General features: G+C 56.8%; 23 protein-coding genes. 12 read left to right on the plus strand and 11 right to left on the minus strand.

Annotated elements, in window-relative coordinates; genetic code table 11:
* Positions 1–202: 202 nt before the first annotated feature.
* Positions 203–1,597 (minus strand): S-layer homology domain-containing protein, encoded by a 1,395-nt coding sequence (locus O9H32_RS27660; protein ID WP_269869424.1) that lies wholly within the window; start codon positions 1,595–1,597, stop codon positions 203–205.
* A gap of 120 nt (positions 1,598–1,717) precedes the next feature.
* A complete protein-coding gene (locus tag O9H32_RS27665) occupies positions 1,718–2,212 on the minus strand; it encodes an NUDIX hydrolase (protein ID WP_269869348.1) in 495 nt (164 codons plus the stop codon).
* 247 nt (positions 2,213–2,459) lie between these two features.
* On the opposite strand from O9H32_RS27665, the gene O9H32_RS27670 reads away from it, so the two are divergent.
* From O9H32_RS27670 to O9H32_RS27680, 3 genes are all read left to right on the plus strand, one after another.
* On the plus strand, positions 2,460–3,422 hold the full coding sequence (locus tag O9H32_RS27670) for an aldolase catalytic domain-containing protein (protein WP_269869425.1): 963 nt from the start codon (positions 2,460–2,462) through the stop codon (positions 3,420–3,422).
* A 138-nt stretch (positions 3,423–3,560) separates the two neighbouring features.
* Positions 3,561–4,109 carry an MOSC domain-containing protein gene (locus O9H32_RS27675; RefSeq protein WP_269869349.1) on the plus strand — a complete coding sequence of 183 codons (549 nt, stop codon included), beginning with the start codon at positions 3,561–3,563 and terminating at the stop codon, positions 4,107–4,109.
* Between the two features lie 216 nt (positions 4,110–4,325).
* Entirely contained in the window at positions 4,326–4,664 is a 339-nt protein-coding gene (locus O9H32_RS27680) for a winged helix-turn-helix transcriptional regulator (RefSeq protein ID WP_269869350.1), read from the plus strand.
* Positions 4,665–4,763: 99 nt separating this feature from the next.
* Here the strand turns inward: O9H32_RS27680 and O9H32_RS27685 are convergent, their stop codons facing one another.
* On the minus strand, positions 4,764–6,167 hold the full coding sequence (locus O9H32_RS27685; RefSeq protein ID WP_269869351.1) for an NAD-dependent malic enzyme: 1,404 nt from the start codon (positions 6,165–6,167) through the stop codon (positions 4,764–4,766).
* Positions 6,168–6,411: 244 nt separating this feature from the next.
* Complete coding sequence (locus tag O9H32_RS27690; RefSeq protein WP_269869352.1) at positions 6,412–7,341, minus strand: peroxiredoxin family protein; 930 nt, start codon at positions 7,339–7,341, stop codon at positions 6,412–6,414.
* 249 nt (positions 7,342–7,590) lie between these two features.
* Here O9H32_RS27690 and O9H32_RS27695 point away from each other — a divergent pair, with 249 nt between their 5' ends.
* The 3 genes from O9H32_RS27695 to O9H32_RS27705 all read left to right on the plus strand — a co-directional run bounded on the left by O9H32_RS27695 (position 7,591) and on the right by O9H32_RS27705 (position 10,284).
* Positions 7,591–8,367: a C40 family peptidase gene (locus tag O9H32_RS27695; RefSeq protein ID WP_269869353.1), complete on the plus strand. Its 777-nt coding sequence runs from the start codon at positions 7,591–7,593 to the stop codon at positions 8,365–8,367.
* A 275-nt stretch (positions 8,368–8,642) separates the two neighbouring features.
* A complete protein-coding gene (locus tag O9H32_RS27700) occupies positions 8,643–9,512 on the plus strand; it encodes a TIM barrel protein (protein ID WP_269869354.1) in 870 nt (289 codons plus the stop codon).
* A gap of 58 nt (positions 9,513–9,570) precedes the next feature.
* Positions 9,571–10,284, plus strand: coding sequence for a class I SAM-dependent methyltransferase (locus tag O9H32_RS27705; RefSeq protein ID WP_269869355.1), 714 nt, complete (start codon positions 9,571–9,573; stop codon positions 10,282–10,284).
* Between the two features lie 144 nt (positions 10,285–10,428).
* Here the strand turns inward: O9H32_RS27705 and O9H32_RS27710 are convergent, their stop codons facing one another.
* The 6 genes from O9H32_RS27710 to coxB form a co-directional block, all read right to left on the minus strand.
* Entirely contained in the window at positions 10,429–10,890 is a 462-nt protein-coding gene (locus tag O9H32_RS27710) for a DUF420 domain-containing protein (protein ID WP_269869356.1), read from the minus strand.
* A 66-nt stretch (positions 10,891–10,956) separates the two neighbouring features.
* Positions 10,957–11,835 carry a cytochrome c oxidase assembly protein gene (locus tag O9H32_RS27715; protein WP_269869357.1) on the minus strand — a complete coding sequence of 293 codons (879 nt, stop codon included), beginning with the start codon at positions 11,833–11,835 and terminating at the stop codon, positions 10,957–10,959.
* 124 nt (positions 11,836–11,959) lie between these two features.
* The gene (locus O9H32_RS27720; RefSeq protein ID WP_269869358.1) at positions 11,960–12,274 is read right to left on the minus strand and encodes a cytochrome C oxidase subunit IV family protein; all 315 of its coding nucleotides are present in this window, start codon (positions 12,272–12,274) and stop codon (positions 11,960–11,962) included.
* The gene (locus tag O9H32_RS27725) at positions 12,275–12,895 is read right to left on the minus strand and encodes a cytochrome (ubi)quinol oxidase subunit III (RefSeq protein WP_269869359.1); all 621 of its coding nucleotides are present in this window, start codon (positions 12,893–12,895) and stop codon (positions 12,275–12,277) included.
* Positions 12,892–14,709: a cytochrome c oxidase subunit I gene (gene ctaD / locus O9H32_RS27730; RefSeq protein WP_269869426.1), complete on the minus strand. Its 1,818-nt coding sequence runs from the start codon at positions 14,707–14,709 to the stop codon at positions 12,892–12,894. Before ctaD ends, O9H32_RS27725 begins: the two co-directional genes overlap by 4 nt.
* 70 nt (positions 14,710–14,779) lie before the next feature.
* Positions 14,780–15,823, minus strand: a complete 1,044-nt coding sequence (coxB, locus tag O9H32_RS27735; protein WP_269869360.1) for a cytochrome c oxidase subunit II — start codon at positions 15,821–15,823, stop codon at positions 14,780–14,782.
* A gap of 358 nt (positions 15,824–16,181) precedes the next feature.
* On the opposite strand from coxB, the gene O9H32_RS27740 reads away from it, so the two are divergent.
* The 5 genes from O9H32_RS27740 (at position 16,182) to O9H32_RS27760 (ending at position 21,583) form a co-directional block, all read left to right on the plus strand.
* Positions 16,182–16,895: a YhcN/YlaJ family sporulation lipoprotein gene (locus tag O9H32_RS27740; protein ID WP_269869361.1), complete on the plus strand. Its 714-nt coding sequence runs from the start codon at positions 16,182–16,184 to the stop codon at positions 16,893–16,895.
* A gap of 293 nt (positions 16,896–17,188) precedes the next feature.
* The gene (locus O9H32_RS27745; protein WP_269869362.1) at positions 17,189–19,018 is read left to right on the plus strand and encodes a DEAD/DEAH box helicase; all 1,830 of its coding nucleotides are present in this window, start codon (positions 17,189–17,191) and stop codon (positions 19,016–19,018) included.
* Positions 19,019–19,118: 100 nt separating this feature from the next.
* Positions 19,119–19,709, plus strand: coding sequence for a guanylate kinase (locus O9H32_RS27750; RefSeq protein WP_269869363.1), 591 nt, complete (start codon positions 19,119–19,121; stop codon positions 19,707–19,709).
* 142 nt (positions 19,710–19,851) lie between these two features.
* Positions 19,852–20,367, plus strand: coding sequence for a DinB family protein (locus O9H32_RS27755; protein ID WP_269869364.1), 516 nt, complete (start codon positions 19,852–19,854; stop codon positions 20,365–20,367).
* Positions 20,368–20,386: 19 nt separating this feature from the next.
* Positions 20,387–21,583: a conserved virulence factor C family protein gene (locus O9H32_RS27760; RefSeq protein ID WP_269869365.1), complete on the plus strand. Its 1,197-nt coding sequence runs from the start codon at positions 20,387–20,389 to the stop codon at positions 21,581–21,583.
* On the opposite strand, the gene O9H32_RS27765 is transcribed toward O9H32_RS27760, so the two are convergent.
* Positions 21,584–22,561, minus strand: a complete 978-nt coding sequence (locus tag O9H32_RS27765; protein WP_269869366.1) for an MBL fold metallo-hydrolase — start codon at positions 22,559–22,561, stop codon at positions 21,584–21,586.
* Between the two features lie 227 nt (positions 22,562–22,788).
* Between O9H32_RS27765 and O9H32_RS27770 the strand changes: the two genes are divergently transcribed.
* Positions 22,789–23,463: a thiamine diphosphokinase gene (locus O9H32_RS27770; RefSeq protein ID WP_269869367.1), complete on the plus strand. Its 675-nt coding sequence runs from the start codon at positions 22,789–22,791 to the stop codon at positions 23,461–23,463.
* Positions 23,464–23,570: the final 107 nt, after the last annotated feature.

A 23,570-nucleotide genomic window follows, 5' to 3' on the forward strand; every position in this document is an offset into this window, starting at 1 on the left:
TTGCCTCCAGCTTCCTTCAGATTCCACCTCACGGTGGACACCCTTGCTCTTGGCTAACGGTAGGCGTTCGCCAGCCCCCGTTCGGGACTTTCACCCTAGAGATGACGCCCATGCTGGGCGTACAACCAAAGGCGCTCCTCCCTCAGGGAAGAGCGCCTTTGATTCATGCAGTCTACCAGCCAGGAGCAAACAAACACCGGACCTAGTTCGAATTGATAAGTTGCAGGCTGATTAACAACCGCTTCAGCAATGCGACAGCTTGAGCCCGGGTGGCGTTCTCCTTCGGCGCGAACTTTGATTCGGTCAAGCCCTGCATCAGACCGGCCTTCAGCGCTTCGTTCACCGGCGCCGCAGCCCAAGACGAGATCTTGGCGCTGTCCTCGTAGACCGCAGGCGCCGGCTCCGCGCTCCCCGGGGACTCTTCAAGGCCGCGCAGCTTGCTGCCGTAGCTCAGCGCTTTGGTCAGCATCACGGCCATCTGCTCACGGGAAATCCGCGCATTCGGCTTGAATGTGCCGTCGTCATAGCCTTCTACCAGGCCTGCTGCCGAAGCGGCGCCTACCGGACCCGCAAACCAGGTGTACTTGCCGATATCACTGTACTTGGCCGCCGCTCCCCGGTTGTCGGACAGCCCCAAGGCACGCGAGAGCATGACGGCGAATTCGGCACGGGTCACCGGCTTGTCCGGTGAAAACTCGGTTGCGGAAGTCCCTTTGACCAAGAGCTTCGAAGCCAGCAGACGAATGTCCGCTTCCGCCCAGTGTCCCGCCGTATCCGTGAACTCTTTCTTGCTCGAGACGACCGTAAACCATCCCCCTGCCGGGGACAGCACGGTTGCTTTGTTATAGCTGAACACCGCAGGCACGAAGCTGATCTCCCCATTGGCATAGGTTACCGCTGTAACCGTAGAGGAATCTACGGAAGCAGGCAGGGTCAATACCCGCTCCACATAGGCCGAACCCGAACGGGTCAGATCCACCGTCTGGCCGTTCGTACGCTGTGCGGTAACTTTGAAGTCCACAGGCGCCGGCAGCACCTCTGTCGCGCCGGCCTCGCTTAAGCGGTTCCTGGCCGTTCCGAGAGCCGACTCGGGCATGGCTTTGATCGTCACGACGACCGTCACGTTGGCCGCCGGCACCTTGAGCTCCTCGGCCGCTTTGGCGGAGATACCGACCGGAAGCTTGTAGCTGACTTCCGGAAGCTGCAGAACCAGGAAGGCGCCCGGTGCCGCTTGGCGCGCTTCTTCGAGCACCGCGTCTGCGATATGGATCTTCACGGTGCTTTCGGAAGCGGGTATCACCGCGGTCACCGCAGGCTGCTGCGCACCTTGGTCCTTCAGCCGCCCGAACGCTTCCTTCAGCTTGGCACGGTCAAGGATAATCTTGTTCTCCGGCCTCCCGTCTTTCGGTGTCTCTTTCTTGACCTCTCCCGGTTGTACATCCATCCGGACGCCTCCGTATGTATCCGTCAGCACGGACACGGAGGCGGGCGCAGCCGCCTTTTCCTTCGGCTTGGCGTTCTCCGCTCCGGATGCGAGCAGCGGAGATAGGGTAAGCATGAGCAAAGTTGCCAGCGTTACAGAAGCGATTCGTCTCATCAACAATAATTCCTCCCGAATTTTGCTACATTATGTATCATTTTAAAGAAAACTATACCACACCCATAACAGGCGAACAACGACCCTTTTCCTCATTTTTCGGCCGGTTCCCCTTGGGAGTTAGGTATAAAGAGACACATCGAGAGGCAGCCGCTCGCAGGTCAGAAGAAGTCCTTCTCGGAACAGGCACCGGTATTCCGCAGGCTCCGCTCTCTCCAGAAGGGGCGGCAAAAAGTAACGGACGTGCCCCGCAATGCCCTGGTTATCCGGATGGAGCACCCAGGCTGCCGGCTTCCAGGACAGAACGCCGTCCGGCGTCTCCAGCGGCATACGTTCCAACCCTGCCATGCCGGCGTCAGCCGTATAGGCATACATCCCTCCGGCCATCCGTCCGTCTACCTCCCACGTCACCACACCTCCAAAGTGAATGGCCGTTTCTTCGAGCGCCAATCCCGTTTCCTCCCGGATCTCGCGCCGCACGCTCGCAAGCGGGGTCTCCCCGGGCTCCAGCTTGCCGCCGACTCCGTTCCATAAGCCGAGCAGGGGCGGTTTGCTCCGGTTGAGCATTAAGATCCGGTCTCCCCGGCGCAGGAAAGCAATATTATATTCGAGCACAGCGCGTCCCCTCCGGTTCTTCCTATTTGGCCAAATTCCTCTCCAGACTTCTTCCACAGACGACCCGTCTACTCCTTCCAGGAGTCGACGAATCTCTTGCTTTTTCGATTGATTCACCCATTGGAATTTGTTATCATTGACAAATGCAAATCGAATATGTAAAAATAGTAATTAATAAAACACTTTATCGCTTAAAAGCATAAAAGCTTCAAAGCGTAAGCCCGATTCGGGAGAGGAGCCTATGATTATGACCAGAGACCATCACAAAATTCTGGACTGCACGATCCGCGACGGCGGACTCGTCAACAACTGGGACTTCAGCGTCCAATTCGTAAAGGACATGTACTACGGACTTAGCGAAGCCGGCGTCGAATATATGGAGATCGGATACAAAAACTCGGCGAAGCTGCTTAAAGGAGCCGATGCGGGTCCGTGGCGCTTCCTGAACGAAGACTTCCTGAAAGAAGTGCTTCCTCAGAAGACCGATACGAAGCTGTCCGCCCTCGTGGATATCGGACGTGTCGACGAGAAGGATATCCTGCCCCGCGACCAGAGCCTTCTCGACCTGATCCGTGTAGCCTGCTATATCAAAGATACGGACAAGGCACTGGATCTCGTCCAGAAGTTCCATGATTACGGCTACGAGACGACGATCAACATCATGGCCCTCTCCCACGTTATGGAGAATGACCTGAACGAGGCGTTCGAAGAAATCGCGAAGAGCCCGGTCGATGTCGTCTACATCGTTGACTCTTACGGCAGCATGGACTACAAGGACATCGACTACCTCGTATCCAAGTTCCAGCGCCTGCTTCCGAACAAGAAGCTCGGCCTGCATATGCATAACAATCAGCAGCTCGCTTTCTCGAACACGATCATGGGTGCAGCCCGCGGCGTGGAATTCCTCGATACTTCCGTGTACGGCATGGGCCGTGCGGCGGGCAACTGTCCTACGGAGCTGCTCGTCAGCCATCTGAAGAATCCGAAGTACGACCTGCGTCCGGTTCTCGGTATCATCGAGAAGCATATGGTGTCCATGCGCGAGAAGTGGGAGTGGGGCTACATTATCCCTTACATGATCGCCGGCGTGCTGAACGATCATCCTCGCGCCGCCATGGCGGCCCGGGCCTGCGAAGATAAGGACAAGTTCACCGAATTCTACGATAAGCTGACTTCTCCGGAAGTGATGCCTGCAGGAGCGGCTGACTAATCGGCTGCCTCTCAGGTTAAGCTCCAACCGCTTCAGGCCCTTAGACCCGGTTCCCAGGCTCCTATGCCCGGTTGCCGGGTTTGTTCTATGCCGCTAGACAACATCCATTCTCTATCGCCTGAAGGAGGCTTGCTGTCCATGGCCCCATCCTATGTTGAAGCCCGGGTCTCCGCCGTTCTAGCCGCCCGGGAAGCTCAAACCTTCGTTACAGCCCGGGAACCCGAGATGTCGATAGATCTCGGCGGTATCCCCGGGGACCGTCACTACGGTCTCACGAGCAAAGCTGACAGCCGGCAGTCCTTCTATCCCCGCGGTACGGTCATCGCGAACCGGCGGCAAATTTCGATTGTGTCCGCCGAGGAATGTGCCCTGATCGCGGAAGCGCTCGGCATCTCCGAAGTCCGGCCCGAATGGCTGGGCGCCAATCTGCTGCTCGAAGGATACCCCGAGCTGACCCTGCTCCCGCTCGGGGCGCGGCTGCTCTTCCCCGAGGCCTGCGGCCTGATCGGCGAGGGGGAGAATCTCCCCTGTAAGGCGCCCGGCCAAGAGATCGCCGCAGCTCTGCAGCGTCCAGAGCTCGCCTCCCGGTTCACCAAGGCAGCCAAGAAGCGCAGAGGCATTGTATGCTCTGTTGAGCGGGCCGGTACGATCAGGCTGGGGGATACCGTCCGCATATATTTGCCCTAAGAAGCGGACGATCGGGCTGGCGAGGCATCGCCGACCCGTCCTCCTGCTTCGGAGGCTCTTTTCGCCGAGCAGGGTCAGGATAGCCACGCCTACTCGCACAGATCACACCTTTTGTCAGCATCTATACATATTTTACTAGCCTACTTGGAGTAATCTCATTAAAAATTGTTACGGCCTCTTCACTTGGGTATAATATAAAGAAGAGGTGGTTGCAATATGGAACAATTCTCTCTATGCCCAAGAGTAGAGAAGGGCATGAAACTGATCAGCAAACGCTGGGCCGCGCTCATTGTGTATCAGCTGTTGACGGGACCGCAGCGCTTCTGCACGATGGAATCCGCCCTGCCCATCAGCGGCAGGCTGCTCTCGGAAAGACTCAAAGACTTGGAGTCCGAAGGAATCGTAAAGCGCGAGGTATACCCGGAAATCCCGGTGCGCATAGAATATTCGCTGACGGATAAGGGGCGGGCCTTGGAAGCGGTACTCAAAGGAATGGAACAATGGTCTCAGGCCTGGATCGATTCGGAAGATCCTGAGCCCGCTGACCGGTCTTAGGGAAGCCGTATCCGCATCCTCCCCCACTCGTCCGGCTCACAAAATAACAACGCCTGGTTCCGCAGCGCACGGGAACCAGGCGTTATTTGTCGTTTGATACTAGCGGAAATCCTTCGGTGTCCGGCGGGCCGTCCCGGTAAGGATCGCAGCCTCGATCACCGCACGGCGCACCTTATTGACGACTTGCTCATTAAAGATACTCGGAATGATATAATGCTCGTTAAGCTCCGATTCGGTAACCACCGAGGCAATCGCCCGGGCCGCGGCCAGCTTCATCGGCTCATTGATCCGGCGGGCCCGGCAGTCCAGCGCGCCGCGGAAGATTCCCGGGAACACGAGCACGTTATTGATCTGGTTCGGGTAATCGCTGCGGCCGGTACCCAGAACGCGTACATGCGGCAGCGCTTCTTCCGGATCGATCTCCGGCTGCGGATTCGCCATCGCGAAGACAATGCGCTCCGGTGCCATCGTCTGCACGTCCGCTGCGTTCAACAATCCGCCGCGCGACACGCCGATGAAGACATCCGCATCCCGCAGCACTTCCTTGAGCGTCCCGGCTTCCGCCTCGACCTGCGGCTGCTCCGCAAGCCACTGCCACATCGGGTACGGGTAGCTTCCGCCGCGCACGATAGCTCCTTCGCGGTCAACCGGCACGAGGCGGGTGACGCCGGCAGCCAGCAGCATTTTGCAGATGGACACGCCCGCCGCCCCTATGCCGTTGACGACGATCCGTACGCTGTCGATGCGCTTACCGACCACCTTGAGAGCATTGAGCAGTCCCGCCACCACCACAACGGCCGTTCCATGCTGATCGTCATGGAATACGGGAATGTCCAGCTCCTCCGCCAGCCTTGTCTCAATCTCAAAGCAGCGCGGCGAGGAGATATCCTCCAGATTGATGCCTCCGAAGATCGGCGAGATAGCCTTGACCGTACGAATAATCTCTTCCGTATCCTTCGTATCCAGACAGATCGGGAAGGCATCTACTCCGGCCAGCTGCTTGAACAGCATCGCCTTCCCCTCCATAACGGGTGCAGCCGCATGAGGTCCGATATCACCGAGCCCGAGCACCGCCGTACCATCGGTTACAACGGCCACCATATTGCGTTTGATCGTCAGGGAATAAGCCTTCTTCGGATCTTCATGGATCGACGTGCAGACGCGTGCGACACCAGGGGTATAGACACGGGACAGGTCGTCCCGGTTCTTGATCGGCAGATTCGGCTGTACGTTGATTTTACCGCCCAGATGGGCAAGGAACGTACGGTCCGACACGTTGATGAGCTTGATCCCCTCATGAGATCTCAGGGCTTCGACGACAACCGACTCCGCCGATTCGGCCACATCCACGGTAATATCCCGAATCGAGGAATCCTTGCCTGGGCGAATAACGTCGATGGACGTAATGTCCCCGCCCGCTTTTCCTATGGTCGCCGCCACTTCACCGAATGTAATGTGGTTATGATCCAACTCAATCCGCAAGATAATGCTCGTCTGTGCCACGCACAATCCCACCCTTTGCCCTAAAATGATGTACCAATGAGCTCAATGTGACCTGTCAATAACCCTATGTTACCACGCCCTGCCATGCTAATCCAATTAAAAAGAAAAGATAGCCTTATAGCGAAATTTTATAGAAGAAGGTTGCTGTGCCAAGGATTCCACCCGGCTCCCGCAGCGTCAGGGGGCAATTCCCATTGATACGGGCCCGCCTGAGCCTTTATAGTTTGAGAGGCAGAGAGGCGCTTCACTTGGCCTTGGCCGCAGCGTCCTCCAGCATCTCCACAGTCATGGGGCCCGCTTGCTTGAAGCGAATGATTCCGTCCCCGTCGATAACGTAGGTCGTCGGATAAGAATGGATACCGTAGTTATCCGTCACTGTACCCTCTTTATCGAGGAGGATCGGGAAGGTGATCTTCCATGAATCGATCCAACTGGCGACCACCGGTACGCTGGCTTCGGTCGTAGTGGCATTGATACCAAGCAGGACCGGCCCGTCATCTGCCTGTGCCGCATGATATGTCTGCAGATGCGGCATTTCGGCGCGGCATGGGGGGCACCAAGTCGCCCAGAAGTTCACAATCACGGTGCGGCCGCGGTAAGAGGACAGGCTGACGGAGCTGCCGTCCAGGGCCTCCAGGGCCCAATCGGGGGCCTGCTGCCCAACCTTCAAGCCGACCTCGGCCTCTGCCGAAGCAGATACACCGGCCTGCGACTTCTCTCCCACGTAACCAGTCAAGGTGATGACCAGCGCATAAGCCGCAAGGAGTCCCGCAGCCCGCCTTACGGGTGAGAGCAGTGTCGGGCCCGGCTTATAACGTAACCATATCAGCGCGGAAGCCGCGGCCAACAGAACAACCGGCCCGCGAACGCCGATCTCACCCGAATCGATGAGCAGCATGAGGGCGGTACGGAGAGAGTACCCTCCCAAAAGCGCCAATAGCAGCGAATCGATATACAGGGTGCGGTCAAGCCGCTTCCGCTCCACCGCATAAATCAGGTACAAGCCCGATATAATGGCAGCCAGTCCTATGCCTCGGATGCCTCCATTAAAGTACAGGAGAGATGCAGGCTGCTCCAGCACATTCGCTCCCTCCCATAAGAGGAAGCTGAACTTCCACACCAGCACCCATAAGAGCAGAGCCGTCTGTACCCCCTCTCCTACAGCCTTCCCCATGCCGGTACCGCGCAACCTCCATCGGAGGAGCCCGTACCCTGCAGCGGCGGAGAATAGCGTAACTAGCAGACTGTGTTGTATGACCAGAGGTCCCCAGACCCAACTATCCATGGTTGTCCATCCATCTCCTATCCTGCTCCATGCTTCCATTGTGGGGGGAGGGACAAGCGATGTCAACACTGCATATGTACTGCCCGAAGCCCATTGTTAATGCACTCAACTTAGACAACTCAGGAGGGAATACGGACTATGAAAAAGCAACTGACGATCATGATGCTTGCCACTACGATAACGCTTGGATCAACTGCCTTCTTGGCGCAGGACGCTCATGCAGCCAGTGCCTCGATCGTGAGCAGTGTGAACTTCCGAAGCCAGCCGGATACGGGCGCAAGCAGCTACGGATATATTAAAACCGGCGAAACCGTCGAAATCCTCAGCAAGGTCAATGCTTACTGGTACCAAGTGCGCAGCGCTAGCGGCCAGGTAGGCTATATCTCCACTAGCAGCAAGTATATCAGCACAAGCGGAACCGTCCCGACGGGTACCCCGGCCGTCACTTCTTCTTCCGCCGCCGGATCGTATTCCAGTGCGGCCGTAAGCAAAGTTATCGCCGCGGGCAAAGCGTATCTCGGTACACCGTACGAATACGGCTCGGACCGTTCCAATACACGTACCTTTGACTGCTCGGACTTCGTGCGCCAAGCGTTCAAGGATGCGCTCGGCGTAACACTGCCGAGCAGCTCCCGCTCGCAAGGCGATTATGTCAAGGCGATCGGGAAGACGACGACGGATTGGCATAATCTGAAGGCCGGTGATCTCATGTTCTTCATGAGCTACAAGGGCGGCAGCGCATCGGTTTATCCCACCAACAAGGCCGGCCAAACCATAACGCATGTCGGCATCTATCTCGGCGACGGCAAAGTGCTTCATACGTACTCCAAGGATTCCGGAGGTGTGCGTATCGATACGATCGCCGGCAAACACTGGGAATACCGCTTCATCTTTGGCGGCAGTGCCCTGCGTTAATCCTCCGCTCCCCGCACGAAGCTTCAGGCTGCCTATGGCAGCCTTTTTTTATACCGCAAAGACGCCCTGTTGCCACTATACCCTCTTCATACTATGCGTCAGACCCAGCCCTCTCTATGCTTCGTTAAATGACGGATCATGGGATTAAAACAAGAAATCCCAGATGATACAATGAGGGTGGATCAACCTCGTTGTGAAAACCACATTCTTTTTCTATTATAGTCAACATAGAGCAGGAGGGATCGACCATCAGACGAAGACGTCTCCAGATCGGGATGTGGCATTCCTTCCGCCCGGAAGATTGGCAGCGGTATGGCTTGGAACCGATCAGCGGGATGGAGATTTCCCAGTTCCAGGACAGGGAAGCGCTGCTTGAGCTGAGCTCCTTTTGCACTGCCGAGCATTTGGCATTCGGAGTGCATGGACCTATTCTTGGCGGCAAGGGTTATACGCTGCCCCGACTCACTTCCCCGGATGAAGCAGAACGGGCCGAAGCGCTGCAGAGAGTGGAACAAGAAGTACGGCTGGCCGCAGAGATCGGTGCCGAGTACATCCTCTACCATTACCCATTCCTTCCCCTATTCGGCCCCATGGACCGGATTCATTACAGCAATCTGCCAGTAGCAGGGCAGCGGTATGATACGAACCGTCTCTCCGAACGAGCTTTTCGCGAGCTGTCCCATCGGCTGTTCGACGGGTTGTGCCAACTTCAGCATCACTACGGCCAGCGCATCGTGCTCGAGCATGACTTCTTCGGCGGCTATGAAGGCTCAGGTATCGACATGTTCCATAAGTACCCGGAGATCGAGCTGGTAGTCGATACAGCGCGGCTTGATATTGCATCCAGAATTAGCGCCGGCTTCGATCCGTATGGCTGGCTTGATGCCGCAGCTTCATCCGTGTATCTCGTACACTACAGCAATGTACAGTATGCGGAGGACCGCTTCTATAATCATCAACCCGTCCTCTCTTCACAAGACGAGGATCCAGGTTATGGAGATGCAGCCGCCTATCTGGCTTATCTGGCCGCACGCAATTCCCGGTTTCACGTGACCTTCGAACACCAGGCAGCCTCGCTGTCCCCTCAAGAACTGAGGGAACTCTATGCCCGCACGGCCGGATTGCTCGGGATGAGGGCCACTTGACCTTGCCGTTACGTTAAGGTTTATGCTTGGGTTCTACCACACCCAAGGAGGCTTCGCCATGCCAAACCATGATGTAATCTATGCTTCTCAGGCCGCACAGTATCACCGGATGATTGCTGCCCAGCCGGATCTGTCGGACGTGATCTCCCGGATCCGGCCCTACCGGGGACTCGACATTCTCGATATGGGAGCCGGAACCGGGCGTCTCAGTTCTTTTCTTGTCCCCGAAGCCCGAAGTCTGACTGCCACCGATCTCTCTGCCGCCATGCTGGATTTACTCACCCAGCGCATACCCACGGAATATCATCCGCGCTTGGTTACAGCAGCCGCGGACCATCGCGCCCTCCCGCTAGGTAACGCATCCGTAGACCTTATCGTCTCCGGTTGGAGCGTATGCTATTTGGCCAGCAGCAATAGTCCTGACTGGGAGCTCAACCTGGAGAGGGCCATGGACGAAATGTACCGGGTCCTTCGGCCTGGCGGTACGGTCATTCTCCTGGAGACCATGGGAACCGGATATGAGACCCCTCACCCGCCAGTTTTACTGCTGAACTATTACGGGCAGTTGGAGCACAGGTACGGATTCCAGCACCGCTGGATCCGGACCGATTACACGTTCGACTCACCACAGGAAGCCGAAGAATTGACGCGGTTCTTTTTCGATGGCGAGCTCGCAGATCGGGTAGCTGCCGCCGGCAACCCTACCGTACCGGAATGCGCGGGGCTCTGGTGGACTACGAAGGAAGAGCTCTCCAGCCGAATCGGAGAGTAACGGCGGCAGGCATGCCGGTGTCATCTTATCTCTGAAACCTGGCGCAAACCAACCAGCTGTGATCACAAAAAAACCTGCTGATTCCCAAATGGAGGACTCAACAGGTTTTTTGCGTGTGTGTTTCGTTCTTATACTTGTCTGCACTTATGTGCCCAGAATGGCATCGATCATCGGCTTGGTCTCCCCGCCGGGATATAGGACATAGAGCAAGATATAGACCACCACACCGGTCGGTGCAGTCAGCAGCCAGATCACGGCCGTCCAGCGGCCAATCTTCTTGTGCTTAGCGAATCGCTTATTAAAGGCGTGCAGCAGAGTAATGATGCCGAATACCGCTGCAGACGTCGCGAGCAAGATATGAAAGAACAGGAACAAATGGTAAGCCAGCTTCAGTTCCTCCGGTCCTCCGAACGTGGTGTTGCCTGAGAAGATCGTCCGGCTCGCATACACGAGGAAGAAAGCAAGAGCAAAAAAGGCTCCCCACAGCATCAATTTTTGGTGCGTCTCCCGATTCCCCCGTAGGATATGGTACCACCCGAAGGCTACGAAGATGGCGCTGATGACGATAAACAGGGTTGAGATCGTCGGCAGTATGGGTACATTCACAATACATTCCACCCGTTTCTATGTAGGGCAGGCTGTAGGGCAGCCTGCTGCTTGAATAATGTAAGTCTATGCACGGTTGATGGATCCGGCAGCAGAGATATACGCCTGTTCCGTAAGCTCTTCTTCGTCATCCTGCCTGCGTTCGGTACGATACCAGCGGAAGAAGGTATACCAGAGAGCCCATCCGTACACGATCTCCTGCACGATCTTCATGATGACGCCGCCCAGCTGCTGATCGTCCACCATAGGCAGGTACAAGAGCTCCGGCGGAACGGCCGCATACATCTCGTACATAGGCTTGCCGGCAAAAATGATCAAAGCGCATGCGGGAGTTAATAGCACGCCGTTCAAGAAAATATACCCCATCTTCTTAAGCTCGGACATTCTTCCTAGTTCCGGAAGCGGCGTGAACACCGGGAACCACAATTGAAAAGCGGAGACCAGGAATACGGCCTTGTAAGCAAATAGCGCAGCCGGTCTAGCCATTAGCCAATCCATCACCATCGGAATATGGTACATGGAGAAGATGAAATTGAAGAAGAACAGCGCAAGTACAGGGGAAGTAACCCACCAGAGAAAACGCTTGGCTTTTTCCGTACGAATTACCGAACGAAGCAGCCATGCGGGTGTGCCCAACAGAAGAATTGGCGGCATAATGAGATACAGAATGGACTGCTGGAACATATGGACGCTGAAGTACAAATGATGCCCATAGTAAGAAAGAGGGCTTCCCTCAGCAGCATACCACAAAGCCAGCCCTATCCAAAACCACATCTTTTGTTTGAACGGCACCGGCTCACTGTCTGGTATATCTTTACGCCAGCGGCCTACGGCAAGCGTATACAGGATACCGGCAACAATGAACAACAACAGCAGGCCGGGACTCCACAGCGCGGCAAACGAAGGATCCGCACTATGGCTGCTATGAGAGGCATGAGTTGACATGACAGCAGCAACTCCTTCCTTTTCCTGAAGATCATAAGGTTTGTCTAATTTGCGAAATTTTTCGACAACAACAAAATAGATAAAAGGAGAGGCGCCTTACTATCGTAAGCGACCTCTCCTACTCTTACCACCAAACCCAGTATACTGCAGCAGCTACAGCCGATAGAGCTACAAAAGCGCCGAAGGCGAGTCCGGCAATCGGGAACATGTGGCCCCGTTCCTTCATATGCATCCAATAAGCAAGCTGGAATATCACTTGCACTACACCGATGCCGACGATAAAGAAGATAATAAACGACCGGTCCAGACCTCCATACAGGACAACAGCGAAGGAGATCATGGTCAAAATGATTGAAATCAGATAGGACAAGTAGTGGTTCCTTGGGCCTTCCAAGCGGTGTCGCTCAGTTGGCGAAGACGTGTGGTGTTGGCTGCTCATTTACGGACCCACCTTCCCCATCAGGTATACGACCGTGAAGATAAATACCCAGACAACGTCGATAAAGTGCCAGTACAGGCCTGCTACGTAGAATTTCGGAGCTGTTACGACCGTCAAGCCCTTCTTGAACGACTGGATGATCAGCAGCGTAATCCATAATACGCCGAAGGCAACGTGACCGCCGTGGAAACCGACCAGCGTATAGAAGGAAGAAGCAAACGCACTCTTCGTAAATGTATGGCCTTCATGTACATAGTGGAAGAACTCATACACTTCAAGACCCAGGAAGGACAGACCGAACAGAACGGTAATGGCCATCCAAAGCTGAACTTTCTTCAAGTCGCCGCGGTGTAAAGCCATCGTAGCGAATACGCTTGTCAAAGAACTCGTCAAGAGAATGAACGTAGAGATCGCAACGAGATCCAGCGAGAACAAGTGCTGTCCCGTAGGGCCGTCCGGCACTTGGTTCCGGAGGGCGATGAAGGAAGCGAAGAGCGTACCGAAGAGTACGCACTCGCCGCCAAGGAACAACCAGAAGCCGAGTACCTTATTCTTGCCTTCGAGCGTTGCCGTCTCGGCGTGAGGTGGCAGGGCGCCGCCTACTTCATGATGTGCACTCATGCCTTAACCCCCTTATCGTTAAGCTCTTCAGGCTCGATGTGGAAACCTGCATCATCATAAACGGAACGCAGGAACATACAGACGAACGTGATCACCAATCCTGCGATGCTGATGAGGTAGTGGTGGTACATAAACCCGTACCCCGAGATGAACAGACCGACAGACATAACAAACGGCAGAATGGAAGGCGATGGCATATGAATCGAACCGACTGGCTCTGCAGGCGTCATCTCTTTGTTGCCGGCCATCTTCTCTTTCCAGAAAGCATCAAAGCCGCGAACAAGAGGTGTCTGCTTGAAGTTATACTCCGGCGGAGGTGAAGGAATCGCCCACTCCAGCGTACGGCCGTCCCAAGGGTCAGCCGGTGCATTAGCCGGTTTGCTTGCTGTCGCAATAATGTTGATAAGGAATACGATCGTACCGATACCCATCAGGAAGGCGCCGATTGTGGATACCATGTTACCGGTCTCCAATCCGACCCCCGGCTGATATGTAAATACCCGGCGCGGCATCCCCATAAGACCCAGGAAGTGCTGCGGGAAGAATGTCATGTGGAACCCGATGAAGAAGGTCCAGAAGTGGATCTTGCCCAGCGTCTCGTTCAGGAGACGGCCGAACATCTTCGGCCACCAGTAGTACGAAGCCGCAAACAGACCGAGTACGAGACCGCCGACGATAACATAGTGGAAGTGAGCTACTACGAAATACGTATCGTGATACTGGAAGTCTGCCGCAGGAACCGCAAGCATAACCCCGGTAACCCCACCCATAACAAACGTCGGGATAAAGGCTGTAGCGAAAATGTTTGCTGTAGTGAACCGGATTTGGCCGCCCCACAGGGTGAACAGCCAGTTAAAGATTTTAACGCCGGTAGGTACGGCGATCGCCATTGTGGCAACCCCGAAGATCGCGTCCCCGACAGGGCCGATCCCTGTTGTAAACATATGATGCGCCCAGACCATGAAGCCCAGGAAACCGATCAAAGCTGTTGCAAATACCATGGAGCTGTAACCGAAGAGGCGTTTTCTCGAAAAGGTCGAGACGATATCCGAGATAATACCGAAGGCCGGCAGAATCAGGATATAAACCTCAGGGTGACCAAAGATCCAGAAGATATGCTCCCAGAGAACCGGGTTACCGCCTTTGCTGACATCAAAGAATCCGCCGCCGAAGATCCGGTCAAACATCAATTCAACCAAGCCTACCGTGATCGCAGGGAAAGCGAACAGGATCAGCAGCGAAGTGATGAATGCCGTCCAGGTAAACATCGGCATTCTCATGTAAGTCATGCCTGGGGCACGCATGTTAATGATCGTAACCAGGAAGTTGATACCGCCGATCAGCGTACCGAGACCTGCAATCTGCAGACCCAGCACATAGAAGTCCATACCGCCTTGGAACGTGCCGGCTTCACCATGCACCAGACCCGAGAGCGGCGGGTAAGCGGTCCAGCCTGCTGCCGGCACGCTTCCGAGGACCCAGGAGGTGTTAAGCAGCACTCCACCGAAGAAGAACAACCAAAAACCCAGTGCGTTCACGAAAGGAAACGCTACGTCGCGCGCACCAATCTGCAGCGGCACAACCGCATTCATAAAGGCGAAAATAACAGGCATCGCCGCAAAGAAGATCATCGTCGTACCATGCATCGTCGTAAGCGCATTGAATGTATCGCCGATGAAGATTTTTTGGTCCGGATAAGCCAGTTGAATCCGGATTAAGATCGCTTCCAAACCACCAAACAGGAAGAATATCCCCCCTGCCAGCAGGTAAAGTATTCCGATCTTTTTATGGTCCACCGTGGTAAGCCAGTCCATTAGCCCGGTGTGACGTTTTACCGTGTGTGCGTGAGCCACCGTTTGAAACCTCCTTTATTCCCTGATGCTCTTACTTCACAGTCAGCGTGTTCAGATATTTAATAATGTCGTTGATCTGCTGTTCTTGAAGCGGCTTGCTGCCCGGAATCGGCTCGATCGGGTTCGCTCCGAAGGCAGGCATTCTTGCGCCCGGCTTAACGGATTGCGGATCGGAGATCCACTCGTGCAGGCTCTTGTCATTGTGCGGAAGGATACCCGCAACCATCTCGCGGGAAGCGAAGCCGTTCAAGTTCGGACCGGCACCCAGTCCCCCTGCGTTAACCGCGTGACAGGAGAGGCAGTTGTCTTTGAAGAGCGTCTCGCCCGCTTTGGCATCCGCAGGTACGACCGAAGGGGTCTTCAGATCAGCAACCCATTGATCGAATGCCGCTGGATCAAGCGATTTCACTTTAAAGTCCATCAGGGCGTGGGATGCACCGCAAAGCTCAGCACACTTGCCTTTGAATGTGTCTACATCATCGGCCTGGAGATAAAATACGTTGTTCAGTCCAGGGTTCGTGTCCATCTTACCGCCGAGCGACGGAACCCAGAAGGAGTGCTTCACGTCAGCCGATGTAATTTCGAATGCAATCTTCTTACCGGTGGGGATGACAAGATCTTGGGCCGTAGAGATGCCGAGCGTTGGATACTCGAATTGCCACCAGAACGCGTGTGCAGTGACCTTAACATGCAGCGCGTCTTTGTTGTCTCTGTGGTCTTCTAGAACCTGGAACGTGTACTTAACTGTAGGCACGGCGAGAATCAGGAGAAGGATAATCGGAACTACCGTCCAAATAATCTCGAGCGTATGACTGCCTTCCACTTGCTTCGGAATGATGTCTTTATCGCTCTTTTTCTTTCTGAAGCGAACGAGAACATACAAGTAAAGTACGAATACGACCACGACAACCAGCAGCATAATCCCAAAGCTGAGCTTCATGAGGAAGAGCTGGTCTCTGGCTACGGGACCTCTCGGTCTTAAGGCGGAAATCGTATCGTCGCCGCACCCCGTTAACAGCAACATCATCAACCCGAAAAGAGGGATGAAACGCCACAGATTTTGCCATCGAATCATCTTATCAATCCCACCTTAGAAAGCAAATATTTTTCGTACAAAAAAGGTCATATCTTGTCAATACGCCTGATCACCATATTAACTATAAATTCGTGTCTCTTTTTTGTCAATGAATCTCAGAGAGTTCACAAATTGTTCGGAAGTGCAGATTTTTCATGGGTTTAAGCGTTCTGCCTCTCTTTGGTTATTTCCATTAAGCGGTGCTTTTATGCATGTTCTGGACCCCCTTTCCCTTCCGCATGATTTGCCCTGCCGCGACCCATCCTAGTTAAGGAGAATTCCGCATTTGCCACGACGGTATACCATCCGTTCTGCCGATTCCTTAATCACGACCATCCGGTTCAAAGGAGGAACAACCATGGCTCGCTCTCTACGTCTCGCCGGTCTGATCTTCTCATTCTACGCCGTTACCTTCATGACGGGCTGCTACTCATGGTACGATTACAACAGTGCCAACAATTACGGCAGCCGGCGTGATATGCCGAGACAAGATACGTCCCGCGCTTATCAGACTCAGCAGCAGTATGCCCCGGTATCCCATAAAGTAACCAAACTGGAAATGAACCAGAATCTCTCGGATCAGGTAGCCGCCATGTACGGTGTCAACTCGGCTATCGTGCTTGTTGGCGACGGGGTAGCCTATACGGCCATCACCATGGACAGCACAGCCAGCGGAACTCATGGCGGGGACAACCCTTCGGAAGACAGCAACAAGGACGGGCGCTCCCGCGGCGAGGCCCCGGATGCCGACTTCCGGAATCTCAGCGTAGCCCCGACCCAGCTGATCCACGGGGTGAGCGGTGCTCAAACGGAGACGCACCATGAGCATATCTCCCACTTGTTTAAACAAAAAATCGCGGAGAAAATCCGCACGGTGGAACCGGCCATCCAAGACGTATACATTACAGCCAACCGCAGCATCGTGGAACAATTCACCAGACTGGCGCAAGAGAGCTGGCACGAACGCTCCCTCAGCCCGTTCATACCGGATTTCGTGCGATCCATGGAACGTACTTTCGGTACAGATCCGACAATCCCGAATCAATCGGAAACGAACGGACGCGAATACTGAAGCATACTGCTTCCTGCACAGGGCTGCCATTTGGCCTTGTGCTGTTTCTTTTTATACCGGCATCCTGTAGAATGTGTAAGATAATGTGGATAGAATTGGATTGTTCTGCTCCTGACCCTACACACCGCCAAGCCTCATCCATCAGGCCCACGGGCGGCTATGAAGATGTTAACGAAGCAAAGGAACCCACTCCGTACGAATCCCACCAAGAAGCTTCCTATATATAGGTATGTACAACCGCCGGGAAGTTGAAAATAGTCGAAGATACTTAAAACAGCGGGGAGACTTATTTAATGAAGAAAAACGAATTTCAAGCCCTAGGCGTCAGCCAAGAGCTCGCCGAAGCATTGCACAAACACGGGTACAACGAACCCACGCCGATTCAGCGGGAAGCGATCCCCTCGGTTCTCGCCGGGCATGATGTCATAGCCCAGGCCCAGACGGGCACCGGGAAGACACTGGCATTCGTCCTGCCGATTCTCGAGAGCATCGATCCGAACCGCCCGCATGTACAGGCACTTATCGTGACCCCTACCCGGGAGCTTGCCATTCAGATTACGGAAGAAGTCGCACGCTGGGCTCCCCTGAAGGAGATCCGGGTGCTGTCGGCCTACGGCGGCCAGGATGTCGAACGGCAGATCCGCAAGCTCGAAGGCGCGATTCATATCATCGTGGCGACACCTGGACGCCTGCTCGATCACATCCGCCGCGAAACGGTGCAGCTGCACAAGCTCTCTACCTTGGTCCTCGACGAAGCCGACCAAATGCTCCACATGGGCTTCCTGCCCGAGGTCGTCGAGATCATCTCGGTCACGCCGACCCGCCGTCAGACGCTGCTCTTCTCAGCTACCATGCCCCAGCGGGTACGCCAGCTGGCCAAGGAGTATATGAAGCCGCCGGTTGAAATCGAAGTGAAGGCTAAGCGCGTGACGCTCGATGAAATCGAACAGATCGTTGTGCAGACGACAGACCGCGGCAAGCTAGACGCCCTCTGCAAAGCGATGGAAGAAGATCCTCCCTTCCTCGGCATGATCTTCTGCCGCACCAAGCTGCGTGCGACGAAGCTGCGCGAAGAACTGGACGAGCGCGGCTACGCGGTGGACGAGCTCCACGGGGACCTCTCTCAAGCGAAGCGCGAGCAGGTGATGAAACGGTTCCGCGATGCCAAACTCCAGTTCCTGGTGGCTACCGATATTGCAGCCAGGGGTCTGGATGTCGAGGGCATCACCCACGTGTACAACTACGACATTCCGCATGATGCGGAAGGATACATTCACCGGATCGGCCGGACCGGACGCGCAGGACAGACCGGCAAGGCGATTACCTTCGTCTCACCGCGGGACGCCTTCCACCTGGAGGCCATCGAGAAGGGCATCAAGATGTCGCTCGTAAAGCGGACAGGCCGCAGCGCAAGCGCGCTGGCCGAGACGCGCGCGGATGAGCGCGGGGAACGCGGCGGACGCCGGGGCGAAGCCCGCACGGCGGGCGGTCGCGGAGCGCGGGGCGCTGCAGGGCGCGGCGCCGGGGCACGTGGTGCGGCTGGCGGTCGCGGTGCAGCTGGACGCGGTGGCGACTCGGCGGAGCGCTGGGGCGGAGCACCGGGCGGCGGGCGCAGCGGAGCACCAAGCGGCGGGCGCAGCAGCGCAGCTGGCGGGCGCGGTGCAGCTGGACGCGGCGGCGACTCGGCGGAGCGCTGGGGCGGAGCACCAAGCGGCGGGCGCAGCAGCGCAGCTGGCGGGCGCGGTGCAGCTGGACGCGGCGGCGACTCGGCGGAGCGCTGGGGCGGAGCACCGGTCGGCGGGCGCAGCAGCGCAGCTGGCGGACGCCCGGCAGCGGGCACGCGCAGCGGCGGCGGCGCGCTGCCGTGGAACGGCACGCAGGGCAGCGGCGAGCGTGATGGCGAGAGCCGCGGCGCGGGACGCAGCACGGCGGGCGGTCGCGGCGCAGCTGGTGGAGCGCGCGCAGGCGGCGGCGAGCGCTGGAGCAGCAGCCCGCGGCCAGGCGGCGAGCGCGGAGCGCGGGGCGGACGGCCGGGCGGCGGAGCACCGCAGGGCGGCGCAGGGCGCGGATCCAAGCCGGCCGGGCGCAGCGGAGCACCGGTCGGGCGCAAGCGCGGCAGATAGGCCATGAAAGCGATCCCTTTACCTCATCTGCGAAACCATGTAAAATAAAGGTAGGCCCACCCGGCAAGGAACTGCACTTCAAATACGAAGGAGGGTTTCCATGTACGAACTAAAAGACAAAGAGCTGATTTTTGTATTCACCGGTCCGAACGGCGCAGGACGCCGAACGGTCGCCCAGATGTCCGGAAGTACGTTAGGCGTAAAGCAGGTTATATCGTATACGACACGCCCTCCGCGCTCATCCGAAGTTGACGGGCAGGACTATCACTTTGTTTCCCAAGAAGAATTCAAAGCGGCCGAGGAGAAACAAGAATTTATCGAAGTCATTGAGATCGACGGAAACTGCTACGGCATCAAAGAAGCCGATGTCGCTTCGCAGCTCCAATCATTAGGTGCGGTCTTCCTGGTATTAAACCGCTTCGGGGCGGAAGCTCTGAAGAAGGTCTATGGTGACCGGGTCGTGCGGATCTTCATCTATGCCGACCGCGATACGGTGCTGAAGCGGGAGCAGGCACGGGGCGACACTCCGGAACTCATTGAGCGCTATATGTCCCATTATGAGGAAGAAATGGCCTACAAAGATTCCTGTGAGCATGTGTTCGAGAATCTCGATCTCGCCCATACGGTATTTGATCTGACAAAAGCGTTGGATGATACATACCTTCACCGGAACTTGCTGGATCTCGACTGATCGCAGCTGTCCTAGGGTATACGGTATACGCATGCGATACAAATTACGATAGGAATACATTCAGACAACCAAGGACCGAAGGCCTCTCGCGAGGCCGATGGTCCTTTTTCAACAAAATTCAGACCTTTCAGGAGGAATACCTATGGCTTTAACCTTGCCCGCACCAACCGAGTACAATGAGTTCTACGCAGGATATATCGCTCAGGCGCCCAAAGAGAATCTCTCCGGCCATCTCCAGGAGCAGTTACACCAAACCGCCGCCCTCGTACGGGGGCTGTCCGAAGAACAAGCTCTCCACCGGTACGCGGAAGACAAATGGAGTGTCAAAGAGCTGCTCGGCCACATGGCCGATACGGAGCGGATCATGAGCTACCGGCTGCTGCGGATTGCCAGGGGCGATACCACCCCCCTGCCGGGATTCGACCAGGATCTGTTCAATCGCGGCGCATCTTTCGACGATTGGTCTGTCGGTCAGCTCGCCGATGAATTAACCCTTGTTCGACAGGCTACGCTAAGTTTGATAGCCGGCCTCCGTCCGGACGACTGGCTCCGCGAAGGTTCGTTAAGCGGCTTTCCAATTACGGCCCGTGCGCTGGCTCACATTATTGCCGGTCACGAACTGCACCATCTGCGGATCCTCCAGGAACGTTATATATAATAGAAGGAGTTTTTTCACGATGCCCATCGTATCCATTGAACCGACACCCAGTCCCAATACCATGAAGATCAATATGAGCGAGTCGCTGCCGGGCGGTATCCGCGAGACCTACAACCGGGAACAGGCCGCGGAAGCCCCCACGCCCGAACTGCAGCGCCTGCTCGCGATCGATGGCGTGAAGGCATTCTACCGCGCGGCGGATTTCATTGCTGTAGACCGGCTCCCCAAAGGAGACTGGGGCCAAATCCTTGCAGCCGTCAGGGAAGTGCTCGGTACCACAGCTGTGGCCGGATCGGCCCAGGGCAGCACAACAACCTCTCCCCAGGCATCAAATGCCCAAGACGGAGAGGCGGTAATCGCAGGAACCTCCTATGGCGAAGTGCATGTCTACCTGCAGCACTTCCGCGGCATTCCACTGCAAGTGCGCGTGGCGAGCGGCGATGAAGAACAGCGTGCCGCGCTCCCTGCCCGCTTCAGCGATACGGCCATCCGGGCGGCCTCAGCTTCCCCCAACCTCATCAAGGAACGCACCTTGGAGGAGTGGGATACCCGCTACGGCTCGCTGCAGGAAGTGCTGGACGAGGTGCTCCAGGAACTGGATGCTGCCTATTCCGATGCCCAGCTCGAAGAGCTGGCGGCCGAGGCTGCGGCCGGTGCCGGAACGGGAGACGCCCAGCAGCGCGCCGCGAAGACACGCAGGGTACTCTCTTACGCGGAGGCTGAAGCGCTGCTGCGTTCGCCTGAGTGGAAAGAGCGCTATGCGGCGCTCCGCCAGATTCAACCGTCCGCCGAAACGCTGCCGCTGCTTCTGACGGCATTGGACGACGAACAGGCCGCAGTCCGGCGCCTCGCTTCCGTCTATCTCGGCGATCTGAAGGATCCCTCCGTGCTGCCGCACCTCTACCGTGCCTTGAAGGATCCCTCCCCTTCTGTCCGCCGGACGGCGGGAGACACGCTGTCCGACCTCGGCGACCCTGCAGCGCAGGAAGCGATGATCGGGGCACTCTCCGACCCCAACAAGCTGGTACGCTGGCGGGCCGCTCGCTTCCTCTATGAGGTTGGAGACGAGCAGGCGCTTCCTGCGCTCCAGGCGGCCGAAGACGAGCCTGAATTCGAAGTCCGTATGCAGATCCGCATGGCGCTGGAGCGGATCGAAGGCGGCGAGGAAGCCGCGGGTTCGGTCTGGCAGCAGATGGCCCGCCGCGAACGCTCCTAGCTAGCGCAAGCCGCCACTCGCGACTTCGGCCAGCGGCCGGATCGTCTCGCCGAAGGTGAGCACTCTCAGCCGCTCAGGCGGCAGACCTTGGCGCGTCCACTCCGCGTGAAGCCGGTCGAGCGCTTCGCGCGGGGTGTCGTCCGCCAGCCGAAAGGTGCCGTAGTGCATCGGCACGCACACCTGAGCTCCGCAATCGATGAAGGCCTGTACCGCTTCCTCCGGATTCACATGCTGTTTGCCGGTATACCACTCGGGGTCGTAGGCCCCGATCGGCATCAGCGCCCACTGAATCCGAAAGCGCTCGCCTATCGTTTTGAACCCTCCAAAATAAGCACTGTCCCCCACAAAATAAACCGCCAGCCGCTCCCCGTGATGCGTCACAGGCCGCAGCACCCAGCCTCCCCAATGAGATGCGTTCGTATCGAACAGCGTCCTCCGCGTCCAATGCTGCGCCGGTACAAAGTGCAGCTCCAAGCTGTCCAGTCTCACCGTATCCCACCAGTTCACTTCCGTAATCCGCTGAATCCCCATGCTCCGCAGCTTCTTCCCGAGCCCCGCCGGCACCAGCATCTGAACGCCCGGGTTATGCCGATGAACCGTCCGCAGCGAAGCGGTATCCATATGGTCGTAGTGGCTGTGCGACAGCAGGACGGCATCGATCCGGGGCAGATCCTCCGGGAGCAGTCCGGGCGGTGCCAGACGTTTCTCCAGCCCCATCCGCTGCGCCCATACCGGGTCGGTGAGCAGGTTCTTGCCCTCCATCTGCAGCAGGAAAGAAGAGTGGCCGATCCAGGTCATCGTCGGTTCCGTATGGTTCGTCTTCAGGAATTCGACCTGTTTTTGCTCGCATTGGGGCACCACATAACTCCGGTCTTTCAGCTTGATTTTCTTACGTTCCTTGCGCCACTTCTGTATAAAAGGCAGCTTTTTACGCAACCGGATGCCATCCAGATTTACATACCGACCTTTGATTTTCACAGCGTCCGCCTCCTTCGTCCGGGATCCTCTGCGGATCCGGTTTCTCTACTTATTACCCCGGCAGCCCGCCTTGTATGCGTCCCGAGACCCGTCCTGCCGGCCGGATTCTATCACACCTTACCGGCTGATCCCGCAGCTGCAGCACCTACCTCTATCCTTCCCAAGCGAGTGTGGTACAATGAGCAGATGATCGATAACAGCCATATAGGAAAGGACAGATCCCTTATATGAGCGCTCCGGCGCGTTATGTCATCTTCTCCGGAGGGACGCTCGGCCCCTGGGCCCTCCGGATTCTTCAGGAAGGGGACCAGCTGATCGGCGCGGACCGCGGCGCCCTCTTCCTCACCGAACAGGGACTGCGCCCCGATATGGCGCTCGGCGACTTCGATTCCGTAAGCGGGGAGGAACGCGAGCGGGTACGGGAACGCAGCATCCGCTTCCTCTCCTGTGATCCGGTCATGAAAGATTGGACCGACACGGAGATGGCCTTCACTTGGGCACTGGAGCAGGGGGCGTGCGAGATTGTCATGACCGGCGTACTCGGCAGCCGATGGGATCATTCCCTGGCGAATGTGCATCTGCTTCGCCGCGGTCTGGCGGCAGGGATTCCCTGCCGGATCGTCGACGAGTTCAACGAGCTGCAGCTCATGGACGCCCGCGCGCCGCTCGAGCTGCGCAGAAGCCCGCACGCCCATGTGTCGCTGCTGCCGCTGAGCCTCGATGTGCACGGAATCACCCTCGAAGGTTTCCGTTATCCGCTCCACGAAGCTTCGCTAACCATCGGACAGTCCCTCGGCATCTCCAACGTACTTGTGGAAGAGACCGGAACAGTACGCATCCGGGAGGGCCTCCTGCTCGTCATCCGCAGCTGCGACCCGGAACCCGGGGCCTCCCTGCTCTAATTCCCGCGGCAGTCGCCTCAGGGATCCGGGCCTGAATTCAATGAAGGGCACCAACCAAGCAGATCATCCCTTGCCTGAATCCGCTCCGCGTACGAAAAAGGACCGCC

Source organism: Paenibacillus caseinilyticus, from assembly GCF_027533645.1.
Lineage (GTDB): Bacteria > Bacillota > Bacilli > Paenibacillales > NBRC-103111 > Paenibacillus_G > Paenibacillus_G caseinilyticus.

Coding starts and splice junctions, on each gene's coding strand:
- O9H32_RS27770 (WP_269869367.1), top strand. CDS start 22,789: ATGAGCGCTCCGGCGCGTTATGTCATCTTCTCCGGAGGGACGCTCGGC.
- O9H32_RS27740 (WP_269869361.1), top strand. CDS start 16,182: ATGGCTCGCTCTCTACGTCTCGCCGGTCTGATCTTCTCATTCTACGCC.
- O9H32_RS27660 (WP_269869424.1), bottom strand. CDS start 1,597: ATGAGACGAATCGCTTCTGTAACGCTGGCAACTTTGCTCATGCTTACC.
- coxB (WP_269869360.1), bottom strand. CDS start 15,823: ATGATTCGATGGCAAAATCTGTGGCGTTTCATCCCTCTTTTCGGGTTG.
- O9H32_RS27750 (WP_269869363.1), top strand. CDS start 19,119: ATGTACGAACTAAAAGACAAAGAGCTGATTTTTGTATTCACCGGTCCG.
- ctaD (WP_269869426.1), bottom strand. CDS start 14,709: ATGGACTGGCTTACCACGGTGGACCATAAAAAGATCGGAATACTTTAC.
- O9H32_RS27715 (WP_269869357.1), bottom strand. CDS start 11,835: ATGTCAACTCATGCCTCTCATAGCAGCCATAGTGCGGATCCTTCGTTT.
- O9H32_RS27705 (WP_269869355.1), top strand. CDS start 9,571: ATGCCAAACCATGATGTAATCTATGCTTCTCAGGCCGCACAGTATCAC.
- O9H32_RS27695 (WP_269869353.1), top strand. CDS start 7,591: ATGAAAAAGCAACTGACGATCATGATGCTTGCCACTACGATAACGCTT.
- O9H32_RS27745 (WP_269869362.1), top strand. CDS start 17,189: ATGAAGAAAAACGAATTTCAAGCCCTAGGCGTCAGCCAAGAGCTCGCC.
- O9H32_RS27755 (WP_269869364.1), top strand. CDS start 19,852: ATGGCTTTAACCTTGCCCGCACCAACCGAGTACAATGAGTTCTACGCA.
- O9H32_RS27700 (WP_269869354.1), top strand. CDS start 8,643: ATGTGGCATTCCTTCCGCCCGGAAGATTGGCAGCGGTATGGCTTGGAA.
- O9H32_RS27760 (WP_269869365.1), top strand. CDS start 20,387: ATGCCCATCGTATCCATTGAACCGACACCCAGTCCCAATACCATGAAG.
- O9H32_RS27675 (WP_269869349.1), top strand. CDS start 3,561: ATGGCCCCATCCTATGTTGAAGCCCGGGTCTCCGCCGTTCTAGCCGCC.
- O9H32_RS27725 (WP_269869359.1), bottom strand. CDS start 12,895: ATGAGTGCACATCATGAAGTAGGCGGCGCCCTGCCACCTCACGCCGAG.
- O9H32_RS27670 (WP_269869425.1), top strand. CDS start 2,460: ATGACCAGAGACCATCACAAAATTCTGGACTGCACGATCCGCGACGGC.
- O9H32_RS27720 (WP_269869358.1), bottom strand. CDS start 12,274: ATGAGCAGCCAACACCACACGTCTTCGCCAACTGAGCGACACCGCTTG.
- O9H32_RS27680 (WP_269869350.1), top strand. CDS start 4,326: ATGGAACAATTCTCTCTATGCCCAAGAGTAGAGAAGGGCATGAAACTG.
- O9H32_RS27690 (WP_269869352.1), bottom strand. CDS start 7,341: ATGGGGAAGGCTGTAGGAGAGGGGGTACAGACGGCTCTGCTCTTATGG.